Annotated in this window: 6 protein-coding genes and 1 pseudogene; 3 read left to right on the forward strand and 4 right to left on the reverse strand. The window is 70.9% G+C overall.

The features are described 5' to 3' along the window. Positions 1-349 precede the first annotated feature (349 nt). Together dnaE and ACFYY6_RS19480 are read left to right on the forward strand one after the other, a co-directional pair. Complete coding sequence (dnaE, locus tag ACFYY6_RS19475) at positions 350-3,946, forward strand: DNA polymerase III subunit alpha (RefSeq protein WP_351624515.1); 3,597 nt, start codon at positions 350-352, stop codon at positions 3,944-3,946. Positions 3,947-4,057: 111 nt separating this feature from the next. Further along, positions 4,058-4,234 (forward strand): annotated as a pseudogene (locus ACFYY6_RS19480) (phosphatase); the annotation flags it as partial. Between the two features lie 173 nt (positions 4,235-4,407). On the opposite strand, the gene ACFYY6_RS19485 reads toward ACFYY6_RS19480, so the two are convergent. From ACFYY6_RS19485 to ACFYY6_RS19500, 4 genes are all read right to left on the reverse strand, one after another. Then, complete coding sequence (locus tag ACFYY6_RS19485; protein WP_389194343.1) at positions 4,408-5,856, reverse strand: amidase; 1,449 nt, start codon at positions 5,854-5,856, stop codon at positions 4,408-4,410. 265 nt (positions 5,857-6,121) lie between these two features. Then, positions 6,122-10,975 carry a hypothetical protein gene (locus tag ACFYY6_RS19490; protein WP_389194346.1) on the reverse strand — a complete coding sequence of 1,618 codons (4,854 nt, stop codon included), beginning with the start codon at positions 10,973-10,975 and terminating at the stop codon, positions 6,122-6,124. Next, complete coding sequence (locus ACFYY6_RS19495) at positions 10,972-11,409, reverse strand: hypothetical protein (RefSeq protein ID WP_389194349.1); 438 nt, start codon at positions 11,407-11,409, stop codon at positions 10,972-10,974. The genes ACFYY6_RS19490 and ACFYY6_RS19495 overlap by 4 nt, the downstream gene beginning before the upstream one ends. Positions 11,410-11,714: 305 nt before the next feature. Further along, positions 11,715-12,422 carry an FCD domain-containing protein gene (locus ACFYY6_RS19500; protein ID WP_351517086.1) on the reverse strand — a complete coding sequence of 236 codons (708 nt, stop codon included), beginning with the start codon at positions 12,420-12,422 and terminating at the stop codon, positions 11,715-11,717. Positions 12,423-12,522: 100 nt separating this feature from the next. Between ACFYY6_RS19500 and ACFYY6_RS19505 the strand changes: the two genes are divergently transcribed. Next, entirely contained in the window at positions 12,523-13,731 is a 1,209-nt protein-coding gene (locus ACFYY6_RS19505; RefSeq protein WP_351517088.1) for an MFS transporter, read from the forward strand. Positions 13,732-13,822: the final 91 nt, after the last annotated feature.

Genomic DNA, 13,822 nt, shown 5'->3' on the forward strand with positions numbered 1-13,822 from the left:
ATCCTAGGCAGACAACCAATCGTTGATTCTGATCGGCGAAACAGTTGCTTGATTCCGTTACCCCACGCTCGCTTTGATGGCTCTGGTCAACATGTGGTTTGGCAGGCAGCGCGACAAAAGGCGCGCTACCCGGCAGCCGGGTGGCTGCTGGGCCTGGCCTCAAGGGTCCGGCCTGATCACGTGCCCGGGTGGTGCGGCACGTTGGCCGTCCCATCGGCGTGACCGCACCGCGACGGGTCGAGCCGTCCACCCGTCCACCGATGCCGATACGGCCGGCCATCAAAAAAGGTCACCCATCGCGCCTTGGCCGGGATGGGGCCTTCCTACTCACCCGGGAGGTGACCCGCACGTGCCGAATACCTTCGTTCACCTGCACAATCACACCGAATACTCGATGCTGGACGGCGCGCAGAAGCTGAAGCCGATGTTCGCCGAGGTGGCCAGGCAGGGGATGCCCGCAATCGCCATGAGCGACCACGGCAACATGTTCGGCGCCTACGAGTTCGCGCGGGTCGCGAAGGGTTTCGAGGAGATCAGGCCGATCATCGGCATCGAGGCGTACATGGCGCCTTCCTCCCGGTTCGTCCGGCAACAGGAGTTCTGGGGGCCAGGAGGCCGTCGTGCCACGAGCGCGGACGGTGAGGGGTCGAAGGATGTCTCCGGCGGCGGCCGCTTCACTCACATGACCATGTGGGCGCGCAACGCACGGGGCCTGCGGAACCTGTTCCGGCTCAGCACGCAGGCCAGCTACGAAGGCCAGTTCCCTGCCGGAAAACCGCGTATGGACCGGGAGTTGATCGCGGAACGGCCCGACGACATCATCGCCACCACCGGCTGCCCCTCCGGGGAGGTCCAGACCCGCCTGCGGCTGAACCAGTATGACGAGGCGAAGGCCGCTGCCGCGGCCTACCAGGAGATCTTCGGCCGCGAGAACTACTTCCTGGAGCTGATGGACCACGGCCTGAGCATCGAGCGCGAGGTCCGCGAGGGACTGATGCGTCTGGCCAGGGAACTGAACCTTCCCCTTCTGGCCACCAATGACGCGCACTACGTCACCGAGGACCAGGCCGACGCTCACGACAGCCTGCTGTGCATCGGTGTCGGCAAGAACAAGGACGACCCGGGCCGCTTTCGGTTCAACGGCTCCGGCTACTACCTCAAGAGCGCCGCCGAGATGCGCAGCCTGTTCTCGGAGCTTCCGGAAGCCTGCGACAACACCCTGCTCATCGCCGAGCGCATCGAGCCCTACGACGAGGTCTTCGACCACGTCGACGAGATGCCGCAGTTCCCGGACGTACCCGAAGGCGAAACGCAGGAGTCGTGGCTTCGCAAGGAAGTCCTCAAGGGGCTGGCCATGCGCTACGGGGCCCCGATCCCCCAGCACATCATGGACCGCTTCGAGACCGAGATGGCGGTCATCGGTCCCATGGGATTCAGCTCCTACTTCCTCGTCGTGGCGGACATCTGCCGACACGCCCGGGAGAGCAGGATCCCCCTCGGCCCCGGCCGGGGTTCGTGCACCGGCTCGATCGTCGCCTACGCCACTCGCATCACCGAGCTGTGCCCCCTGGAGCACGGCCTGCTCTTCGAACGGTTCCTGAACCCCGAGCGCATCAACCCGCCGGATGTGGACCTCGACTTCGACGACCGGCAGCGCGACCGGATGGTCCGCTACGTCACCGAGAAGTACGGAGGGGAGTACACCGCCATGGTGAACACGTTCGGCAAGATCAAGGCCAAGAATGCAATCAAGGATTCCTCACGCATCCTCGGCTACCCCTATGCCCACGGCGAGCGGATCACCAAGGCCCTTCCGCCGGACCAGAACGGCAAGCCCGCCCCACTGGCTGCCGTCTTCGACCCCTCCCACGAGCGGTATGGCGAGGCCGGCGAGATCCGGCAGATGTACCACAACGAGCCGGATGTGAAGCGAGTCATCGACACCGCCCGCGGAGTGGAGGGCCTCACCCGCGGCACCGGTGTGCACGCCGCGGCGGTGATCCTGTCCAAAACGAAGCTCACCGATCGCATCCCCCTGCACATGCGCGCCTCGGACGGCGTGAAGATCACCGGCTTCGACTATCCGTCCTGCGAAGCCATGGGCCTGATCAAGATGGACTTCCTGGGGCTGCGGAACCTGGGGGTCATCGACCAGGCGATCGAGAACATCCGCGAGAACCGGGGCATCAGCCTGGCCACCGTGGATCCCCTGGACGGCGACCCGTCCACCGTCGTGATCCCTCTGGACGACGCCAAGACGTACCGGCTGCTGGCCGAGGGCAACACATTCGGTGTCTTCCAACTCGACGGCGGCGGCATGCGCGTGCTGCTGAAGCAGATGGAGCCCACCCGGTTCGAGGACATCGCCGCGGTCAACGCCCTCTACCGGCCCGGCCCCATGGCGGCCAACGCGCACACCAACTACGCGCACCGCAAGACCGGTCGCCAGGAGATCACCCCGATCCACCCCGAACTGCGCGAAGCACTGGAGCCGATCCTCGGCAATACCTTCCATCTGCTCGTCTACCAGGAGCAGATCATGGCCATCGCCCGGGAACTGGCCGGATACACCCTCGGCGGCGCCGACCTGCTGCGCCGTGCGATGGGCAAGAAGAAACCGGAGGTGCTGGCCGCGGAGTGGGACAAGTTCCATGACGGCATGCGGGGCAACGGGTACGGCGAGGAGGCCGTCAAGGCCCTGTGGGACGTCATGCTCCCGTTCTCCGGCTACGCGTTCAACAAGTCCCATACCGCCGGCTACGGCCTCGTCTCCTACTGGACCGCCTACCTCAAGGCCAACTACCCGGCCGAGTACATGGCCGCCCTGCTCACCTCGGTCGGCGACGACAAGGACAAAGCCGCGATCTACCTCGCCGACGCCCGCAAGAACGGCGTCCGCGTTCTCCAGCCCGACGTGAACGAGTCCGTCGCCGAGTTCACCGCCGTCGGCGACGACGTACGGTTCGGGCTGCGGTCCGTGCGCAACGTCGGCGACAACGTCATCGAGGCCATCGTCGACGCGCGCCGCCGGAAAGGGAGATTCACTTCTTTCTCCGACTTTCTCGGCAAGGCCGACCTGCCCGCACTGAACAAACGGGCTGTGGAGTCGTTGATCAAGTCCGGCACCTTCGACTCCCTGGAGCGTTCCCGCAAGGGGCTCACTGCCATTCACGAGGACGCCATCGACGCGATCATCCCCGTCAAGAAAGCGGCAAGCTTCGGACAGGACGATCTCTTCGCCGGCCTGAACGGCGAAGAGATCGGCGAACCGGCTTTCGGCCTCGACTTCCCCGTCGACGAATCGGAGTGGCCCCGCAGGCAGCTCCTGGCGGCCGAACGCGACATGCTCGGCCTCTATGTCTCGGCCCACCCGCTGGACGGTGCCGAGCACATCCTCTCCAGGGCACGGGACTGCTCCATCGCCGAACTGCTCGCCTCCGGCCGCACCACCGGGGATGTACAGCTCGCCGGACTGATCAGCGGCATCCAGCTCAAGATGACCAAGCAGGGCAACGCCTGGGCCATCGTGAACCTCGCGGACCGTGATGCCGGCATCGAGGTCCTCTTCTTTCCCGCCGCCTACCAGCTCGTGCAACACGCACTGGTCGAAGACGACGTCATCTCCGTCAGAGGCAGGATCGAAGACCGGGACGGAACCCTGAACATCTTCGGCAGAGAACTAGCGGTACTGGACGTGTCCTCCGCCGAACACGGCGGGAACCCCCCTGTGCGGCTTGCCCTCCCCGCTCACCGGATCACCGAACGAACCGTCGGAGAACTGAAGCGCATCCTCGCGGACCATCCGGGCGACAACCCGGTCCACCTCAGCGTCCGCAGCGCACGGAAGACGACCGTGTACGCCCTGCAAGCCAGGGTGGACGCCACCACCATCGCCTCCGACGTGAAGGGCGCCTTCGGAGCCGACGCGTGGGCGGGCCTCGCGTGACGCCCGGCCGTCGCCCCTACGACGAGTTCGACCTCGGCAACCGGGCCGAACCGGTCGGCTCCCGCCAGGACTGACGCCTCCGGCAGGGTCGCTCGGGCTCCGGGATGACCGGGCCGCGCCCACTTCGCCGCCGGCATCGCCCTGTGCCGGGCCGCCAGCTGTGTGGTCACCGGGATCGACGGCACCCCGGTCGGCCGGGCGGGGCGCGGACTCGTCGTGGCCGCCGACGGCGAGACCCACCGACTGCTGATGTCGTCGATCCACGACGGAGGCCGGCACCGCGCCTGACGACGGCCGATTCCCGCGACCTTCGGCTGCGCGAGTCGGTCGCGGGAATCGGCGGGCGCGTCGCGGGCCGGACGGAGGCCGGATCGAGCCGCGCCGACGGCGCGGTGACGACACTGGGGAGACCCTTCGGCCCGTGACTGCGCTGGCGGAGACCCGCCGACCCGTCATGGCGTTCAGAAGCCCGGCGGACGGCGGAACCCGCCGATCACCTCCGCGAGGCACTGCACGAACCGGACCGCGGTGCGGTCGTGCAGATAGGGCGCGATCACCTGGATGCCGACCGGAAGCCCTTCCCGGGTCGCCCCGACGGGCGCCACCGCCGCGGGCAGATGGTTGACCGACGACGGCGCCATCCACGTGAGCATCTCGCGGTACGGCCGGTCGGTACCGTCGACCCGCAGTGTCCGGACCGACCAGCCGGGATCGGGTTGCTGGTCGTGGGGGAAGGCGGCCGTAGGGCTCACCGGGCAGAGGAGCACGTCGACGTCGCGGAAGAACTCCGCCCAGCGGCGGCGGGAGTGCTGCCGACGTTCGTCGAGCGCGTGCCAGTCACGGAAGCGGAGCGTCAGGTCCGACGCGAACCCGCCCGTGGTCCCCTCCGTCGCGGCGAGCTCCACGAGCCGGGCATACGACTCGTCCGGCTCGACCAGCCCGCTCTGGGCCATCAGCAACGGCTGGTAGAGGTCCATCGTCTCGTCGAGGCCGACCGGCCCCTTGTCCTCGACCACGGTGGCGCCTGCGGCCCGTACCGCCTCCAGCGCCGCCTGCATGATCGCGACCAGCTCGCTGTCGACGGGGCAGAACGGGTCGTCGAGCCACGCCGCGACCCGGAACTCCCGCAGCGCGCTCGCCCTGGCGGCGGGCAGCTCCAGCCGCCAGGCCGGGGCGCGGTCGTGGTCCGCTCCCGCGAGCACGTCGAGACCGAGGTCGAGGTCGTCGGCGTGCCTGCCGAGCGGGCCGAGTACCGCCATGTCGAAATCCGCCAGCGTCCCGGGAGCGTGCCCCGAGACGCTCCCGTACCTCGGCACGATCCCGAACGACGGGCGCAGCCCGTAGACGCCGCAGAAGTGGGCGGGCACCCGGATCGAACCCGCCGTGTCACCGCCGAGCTCCAGGCCGGTCAGCCCCGCGGCGAGTGCCGCGGCGGACCCGCCGGACGAACCGCCGGGGCCCCGGGTCGGGTCCCACGGGTTGTTCGTGGTCCCGTAGACCTCGTTGTACGTCTGCCAGTCCCGGGCGTCGGGCGGCATGTTGGACTTGCCGAAGACGATCGCTCCCGCGTCCTTGAGCCGCGCGACCGACTCGGCGTCGTGCGTCGAGACATGGTGGCCCCAGCGGGTCGAACCCCCGGTGGTCCGCATGCCCGCGACCTCGATGCTGTCCTTGATCGTCACGGGGACGCCGTGCAGGGGGCCGAGCGGCTCGCCGCGGGAGACCGCGCGGTCGGCCGCCAGCGCCGCGGCCCTGGCCCCCTCCTCGTCCCGGGCGACGACGGCGTTCACCTGGGGGCCGAACCGCTCCACCCGGGCCAGGTAGTGGTCGAGCAGCTCGACGCTCGACACCTCCTTCGCCGCGACGGCGGCAGCGAGCTGCCCTGCGGAGCGAAATGCCAGATCGGTCATGCAATCTCCAGGAAGGCCAGACCCGCGGCGATCACATCGCTGTGGCCGACGCAAAATCCCAGCTCAGGGCGGGTCTAAGCCGACCTTAGCGGACGTGGGGGACCATGCCGGGGTGTGGCTTTTCTCACTTTCAGCAGCAACTTTGTCCGGCACTCCGGGCAGCGGCTGGAGGTCGACGGCGTTCCAACTCCCCTGCGGTATGGCCTGGTTGAGCTTGAGGAAGGCCCGCCCCGGGACGACGGGTCGGGGTCACGTTCTGGGACGATCAGCCGGAAGACGGTCCCCGACCGGCCGGACGGCCGTCGCAGGTGTCCTGATAGGGCTGCCCCGGCACGTAGGTCTTCCACTCCTCCTCGGTCAGCCCGCCCTCGGCCATGGCGCAGGCGGCGCCGAAGAGGTCGGCGGCGATGCCGGGGAGGCGGTCGAGGTCCCAGATGATCAGCGATTGGTCGCCCCCGCTCGCCGTGGCGGCGTACCGGCCGTCCGGACGGAACGCGAGGTCGGCCACTTCCCGGCTGTGGCGGTTCAGTACGGCGGCCGTGTGGACGCGGGTCCGGTCGGCCACACTCCAGAGGACGACGCTGCCGTCGCTCCGGGCGAGACCGGCGACCAGGTTCCCGGCAGGGTGGTAGACGTACCGGGCGATGTCGTCCCGGTCCTCGGAGACCTCCGCCGTCTTCTCGGGGTGACGCGGATCCGTGATGTCCCAGAGGATGATGTCGTGGTCCAGACCACCGCTCACGAGGGCCTTTCCGTCGGGCGCGAAGGCCGATGCGCTGTCGCTGTCGACGAGTTCGACCCCCTTGTAGGAGCTGTCGGCGGGCCACAGGTACGTGCGCAGCCCAGGCAGCGTCACCAGTTTCCCGTCGGCGCTGTACCGTACGCCGTCCATGGCGGAGATGCCCTCGGCGATCGTGCCGCGTTCGCGCGGACGGGCCCGGTCGCCGATGTCCCACACCGCGGCCCAACCGGGCGAGAAGACGGTCTTCGCCCCGCTGACGATCACACTCCGGTCGCCTGTGCCGAAGTCCACGGACGTGATGGGGTCGGTGTTGCGGGAGAACTCGGTGACCTTCCGCGGGCGGGTGCGGTCACGGATGTCCCAGACGCGTACGTTGCCGAGCCGGTCGCCCGCCGCGAGCAGCCGCCCGTCCCGGCTGATCGCGATGTCGGTGACGAACCCGGGGGTGGGCACGGCGGCGGTGCGTCGGGGTCGTGCGGGGGACGTCACGTCGTAGAGGGTGACGGTCTGGTCGTAGCCCGCGGTGGCCAGCGTCCGCCCGTCCGGGGTGAAGGCCACGGAGGTGAGGGAGGCTCCGACGCCGAGCGTGGCGACGGGGCGGGGCTGGGCGCCGCCGTCGATGTCCCACTCGATGATCTCGTTCCAGTCGGTGGAGACGATCCGGTGCCCGTCTGCGGAGAAGCGCAGCGACTCCACGGTGGAGGCATGGCCGTACAGCCGAGCAGACTCGACCGGGTGCGTGGGGTCCGTCATGTCCCAGAGCGCCACGGTCTCGTCCAGGCTGCCCGTGGCCAGGGTGAAGCCGTCGGGGCTGATCGCGAGCGCGCTCACGTCCCCCTTGTGGGCGGCCCAACTCGCCGCCTTTCGGGGGTTCGTTGGGGTGCTCAGGTCCCAGACCTGCACCGACCGGTCGTTCGTGGTGACGAGGAACCTGCCGTTCCCGCTGAGGGCGACCTCCTCGTAGATGCGTGGGATCCGGGCCAGCGGGCGCGGGGTCGTCGGGCGGGAGACGTCCCAGAGGGTCGCGCCGGACGTGTGGGTGACGGAGTTCCGGTCGAGGGCCTCGTCGCGGGCGGTCACGAGGTCGGTGGAGCTGACCAGCGTCCTGCCGTCCGGGCCGAAGAGCACCGTGCTGTTGTCGTAGACGTTCTTGCGCACCGTGATCGGGACGGGCTCGGCGTGATCCCGGATGTTCCACAGGACGAGGGCGCCGCGCGTCGGCGATTCGCCCTGCGGCGCGTTCCAGCCGACGGCCAGCATCGTGCCGTCGGGGCTGAAGTCGGCCCCGCTCGGTGTGCCTCTCACTGCCGGCGACTTCAGCGAGCCGGTGCGGCGCGGCTTCGCGGGCGCGGTGACATCCCACAGGGTCACCGTGCCGTTGTCGCAGGTCACCGCGAGCGTCCGGCCGCGGCGGTCGAAGGAGTATCCGCCCAGGGCTCCGTCGCAGGGGGCGAAGGCCGTCAGGCGGGTGTTGCGCGCCCGGTCCCCGATGCGGCGCAGCACCAACCGTTCGTCGTCCGCCTCGCCCACCTGCAGCCGGCCGTCGGGGCTCAGCAGCGGTTGCCGTTCGTCGTGGGCGGAGCTGCCGGCCAGGCGGCTCTGGACGAGGGTGTCCGACACTGCCGCCCGGGTCTCGGCGGTGGCGTCCAACGCGTGCGCGGCCATGGCGAGTCTCAGGGCGAGCCGGGGCTGGGCGGCGCGCCGGGCCGTGGCCTCGGCGACCAGGGCACGGTACGTGGCGGCCCTGCGTTCCGCCTTCGCCACACCCTGCTGGTGGAGGGCGAAGGCACCGCCGACGAGGGCCAGGACCAGGGCGACCGCGACCGCGCCGAGTGCCTGTTTCAGGCGCAGGGTGCGGCGCGCTTCGCGGGCCCGTTCGACGCGGTCGGCCTCGGTGCTGGCAGCGAGGAACTCCTCGTCGAGCCGGGGCAGTCGGCGGTGTCTGAGCCGTTCCTCGCGCACCAGTCCGCGCGCGGCCTCCAGGAGGCTGCCCCGGTAGTGGAATCCCGGGTCGCGGCCCGCTGCCTCCCAGGCGCGCGCGGCCTCGGAGAGCCGCTGACGCACGAGCAGGCCGCTGCGGTCCTCGTCGATCCAGTGCCGCAGCCGGGGCCAGGACCGCAACAGTGATTCATGGGAGAGTTGCGCGCCGCCCTGGTCGACGGTGATCAGCCGGGCCTCCGCGAGACGGTCCCGGATGGTGCCGACGATGCTCCGTTGCCGCGGCGAGAATCCGTCCAGCAGGGCGTCGGGGGCGACCTTCCGCCGTACGAGGGTGTCGCCGCCGTCGGCGGTCACATGGACCATGCGCAGCAGCAGTTCGCGCAGGGCATCCCGCCCCGCCGGGTCGAGGTCCTGGTAGAGGCGCTCGGTCGTCGTGCTGATGGAGTGCCAGATGCCGCCGGTGGCCTGGTAGCCGGCCAGCGTCAGGGTCGTACCGCTGCGTCTTCGCCAGGTCTCGCGTAGCGCGTGCGCGAGGAACGGCAGGGCGATGTCGAGATCGGGTCCGTACACGTCCCGAGGGGGAGCGGCAGGAGTGTCCGTAGAGGTGGGGGCGTCCATGGGAACGGTGGTGCCCATGAGGGCGGTGATACTTGCGTGGGAGCGAGTCCCCGTGGGGGCGGGGGCGTCCATGGCGGCAGGGGGGTCCGCATGGGCCGTAGTGCCCGTGGTGTCCTCGGGTCGTACATGACCCCACCGCAGGTCCTGGAGCAGCCGGTCCGTCAGGCCCTGCTCCAGCCCCAGTCCCACGACGCGGGCCGGTCCCTCGATCGCGGCCCTCAGTCCCTCGTCGCTCATCGGCGGAACCGTCAGCTGTCGCCGTTCCAGTACGCGTACGAGCGGAGGATGCGCGAGGCAGCTGCCGTAGTGGTCGGCCCGCAGTCCCAGAACGATGCACGGCCCGGGGGTGTCCCGCGGTTTTGAGTCCGCTGTCGCCGCCTCCGTACCGGCGGTCGTTCTCTCCCTGCCGGCTGCCGCGCTCTCCTCGCCAAGTGCTGCCGCTGTGCCCTCCGCTCCCCCGTCCTCGTCGGCCGCGGTGAGCACCTCGATGAACCGGGCGCGTTCGACGGGGTCGGGACAGCGGGTGAAGACTTCTTCGAACTGGTCGACCACGAGCAGTCGGCAGGGCGTACGGCCGGGCAGCGGCCCCGGTAATCGGCCGCCCCCGACGAGCCGCCGGTGCACGTCCGCCGGCGTTCTCCCGGTCGCTCGGGCCCACAACTCCGCCAGGGCCCCCAGGGGTTGGGCACCCGGCGCCGGCAGCAGCAGCGCCGGCCACGGCAGGTCGCGTGAGTCGGCCGCGGACAGGTGGCGTTGTTCCAGCCCGGCGAGCAGCCCGGCCCGTAACAGGGACGACTTCCCCACGCCGGAGGCGCCGATGAGCACGGTCACGGACGGCGCAGGGCCCGGATCGGGGGCGCACACGGCGTCCAGCAGCCGTCGGACGAGTGCGTCGCGTCCGAAGTAGTGGCGGCTGTCGGCGGTACGGAAGGACTCCGTTCCGGGATAGGGACACGGGACGTCGGCGGGCGGCTCGTCCCGTCGGACCCCTTCGCCGTCGGCCGTGCCGATGTCCTCGCGGTACGCCCGGTTCCGGGCGATGACCAGCGCGCCCAGCGAGCCCTCGCTCTGACGGCGTGGCCGGATCGGTCCGTCCGCGAACACGTGGGCAAGGGTCGCGTAGAGGCTGTCCATCGTCAGTCGGAGCGGTCCGGCCGGGTCGCCCTCGGTCAGCAGCCGCAGCAGTTCTCCGCTGAACAGGGTGTGGCGTCGACCTTCGGGGGCGAACGACAGGTCGTAGCGGGAAGTGGCGCTGAGCAGCAGACTTCCGTCAGGCCTGGCGGAGACGAAGGGTTCGTGGACGGGGGCACCGCTGCCGGAGGGGACGTCGGCCCGCCCGGAGTAGCAGCAGTCGAGTACGACGATGCCGCCGCCCGCGCACTCGCCCAGCAGGCCCTGCACCGTGTGGTAGGGCACGGCGCGGGAGATCTGTTCCGGGGAGCGGGTGCCGTGCGTGGCGAGGTAGAGCTCGTCGCCGGGGCCCAGCAGTCCGTGTCCGACGTAGCAGAGGAACACGGCGCCGGTCGCACGGCGCGCCACGCGCTCGATCGTGCCGATCACCTCCTCGGTGTCGGCGTCGGCGGGGACGCGGACGACACGCTCGGGGTCGAATCCGCAGACGTCCCGCAGGGCCGCCTCCAGGTCGTCGAGCGTCGTGGCGACCGCGGGCAGATCGGGCAGTTCGGAACCGGGTACGTGGCTGTGGCTGCCGATCAGGACGGCGTGGGCGCCGGACGCGGCGAGCCCGGTTGTGCCGGCGGTCGCGGCGGTGTCATCGGTCCCGTTGGTGCCGTTGGTCCCGGCGGCTTCCCGTGTCACGGCAGGCGGGGCGGAACCGGTGGTTCGTCGTCGGCGGTCCGGGGCCGCGCGGGGGCGGACATCGTGGTCGGGGGCGTGTCCAGGGAAGCGGCCAGCTCTCTCACGAACCGGGCGTTCTGCTCCGCGTTCAGCCCTTTGAGGCGGGTGGTGGAGACGGTGACCGTGGTCCCGTCGGGCCGGGTGAGGGTGACGGTCTGGTCGCCGCGACGGGTCTGCACCCAGGCGACGAGCGCTCCGGCGAAGACCGCCGCCACGCCACCGGGTGCCAGCAGCGCGAGCAGCGCGTCGGCCTCCAGCCCCATGGTGTCGGGCCGCAGGGGCCCCGGCGTGTGCGCGCGGATCCGTCCGCGGAGTTCGGGCTCCTCGGACAGCCAGCGGCGCAGTTCGCGCAGGGCTCCGGAATCGCCGTCCTCGGATGTGATGGCTATGCGCACGCGTCCTCCATCAGGTCCCCGGCGGTCCGTCGCCGATGGCCCGGGCCAACCTTACGACGCCCGTCGGGGCCGTTCTGAAGGCTTTTTCAGGTCCTGTTGCGACGACGCGCACCGGCCGCTCGCGCCTGCCTCTCGTGCCCGACGGCTGGTATCCGATGGCCGGCGGCCGGCCGCTCGTTCCTGACGGCTCCTGGCCGGTCGGTCATGCCCGACGACTCGCGCCCGGCGCGGGACCGGCGCGGGAGAGGCGCGGGAGAGGCGCGGGAGAGACTGCCCCGTCCGTACGAGCGGCCGGCCGCCGTTGTTCATCCGCGGTTTCGTTCGCCGGGCAGCGGTGTGGACGCCTCGTGCCAGTGAGCGGTGGCATCGATGTTGGCGGTCGCGCTGGCGGCGGCGCGTTCGGGATCGGCGGCGCCCAGCGCCTCCAGAAGGTCCTCGTGGCCGCGGGGATCCGCGCCGTCGAAGCCGTCGTCCGACCAGTGGGAGGTCATGGCTCGGCGCAGGGCCGGTCCGAGTGCGGCATAGAGGTCGCTGAGCAGGGAGTTGCCGGTGGTGTCGGCGACGGCCTGGTGGAAGGCGTGGTCGGCGTCCAGCCACGCGTCGCGGTCGCGGTCCTCCCAGGCGTCGGCGCGACGGGCGAGCAGCGCGGCGAGGTCGTCGAGGGCGGCGGGGGTCATGCGGGAGGCGGCCAGCCGGGCGGCCTGTGTGTCCAGCGCCTGGCGGACCTCCAAGACCTCGGTCAGTTCCGTGTCGAGTCGCTGGATGGCGCCGGAGAGTTCGCTGGTGGCGCGGACGTACGTCCCGTCGCCCTGCCGCACCTGGAGAAGGCCCGCGTGGGCGAGGGCACGGACGCCCTCGCGAAGGGTGCCGCGGGCGACGCCGAGCCGCTCGATGAGCACGGGCTCGGGCGGGATGCGGGAGCCGACCGGCCAGCGGCCAGAGGTGATCTCGGCCCGCAGGCTTGCGATGACATCGGTCACCAACGCGGTTCGTCGAGCTGAGGCCAGGGCCATGGAAACAGGGCCTTCCGTGTGTCAGGGGCGCCGTACGGGCTCCCGGCCAGCCTACCGGAAAAGGTTGGACGTCAAAGGTCAGATGTTTTATGTTTGGCAGATGCTTTCGACTCACCCCTCTCCCCGTCACGTCCGCGCCCGCCCCACCCCGGCCCGTGCCGCCTGGCTGACCGGTGTCGGCATCGTGCTGATCGCCTTCAATCTCCGTCTCGCGATCAGCAGCGCCTCGGCGCTCCTCGAACAACTGCGGGCCGAGGACGGGTTCGGCCCGGTGGTCGCCTCGCTGGTGCCGACGCTGCCGACGCTGTGCTTCGCGGCGGTCGGCGCGACCAGCGCCATGCTGGCCCGGCGCGTGGGCACGGAGCGGGCGGTCCTGCTCGCGCTGACGGCTCTGTGCGCGGGACTCGCCGTGCGCGCCGTGCCCGGCGCGGCGGCCCTGCTGGCGGGCACCCTGCTCGGTGCGGCGGGGCTGGCGCTGTGCAACGTCCTGCTGCCCGCGGTGGTGCGGGACCGCTTTCCCGACCGGGTGGCGTGGCTGACCGGGGTGTACACCGTCGCGATGGCGCTCGGCTCGTCCGTGGCCGCCGCGGCGGCGGTGCCGGTCGCCGACCTCGTCGGCTCGCCGTCACTGGGGCTGGCGGCGTGGACCCTGCCCGCACTGCTCGCCCTGGCCGTCTGGGCCGCCCGCCCGCGTTCCCCGGAGCCCGCGGCGGAGGCCCGGACCCCCACCGAGCGGGTCTCGGCGTGGAGCATGGGCCGCACCCGCCAGGGGATGCTGATCACCGCGTACTTCGCGCTCCAGTCCCTGAGCAGCTACGCGGTGATCGGCTGGCTGCCGAGCATGCTGTCGGACCAGGGCCTCGGCTCCGCCCGGTCCGGCACCATGCTGGGTCTGACCCTCGCCGTCGGCATCCCTGCGACGTTCGCGCTGATGCCCCTCACCCGCGGCGCGGGCCGGCTCCGGGCGGCGTTCGTCCTCGTCGGCGCCTCGCTGGTGGCCGGCTGCCTGGGGCTGGCTCTCGCCCCGCTCGCCGCCCCTGCGCTCTGGGCGGTCCTGGCCGGGGTAGGGCTGAGCGCCTTCCCACTGGTCCTGGCCGTCATCACGACCGGCGGGCGCAGCGCGCAGGAGACGGCGGCGCTGTCGACGTTCGCGCAGAGCACCGGCTATCTCGTGGCCTCGGCCGGGCCGTTGGGCATCGGCCTGCTGCGTTCGGCCACCGGCCGATGGGACGCCCCGCTCGCCGTACTGATCGCGCTCGCGGTCGTCCAGTGCCTCGTCGGACTGGCGCTGACGGCCCTGAAGTCCTAGTAGTGCTTGGTCAGGTTCTTTCGTCGGTGGCGTGTCCGTTTGATCGGTGTGTCGTTGACCAGGTGTGATGGGTGGGGAGTTGGCCGCGGTC

It is taken from the genome of Streptomyces sp. NPDC001750, from assembly GCF_042892615.1.
GTDB lineage: Bacteria > Actinomycetota > Actinomycetes > Streptomycetales > Streptomycetaceae > Streptomyces.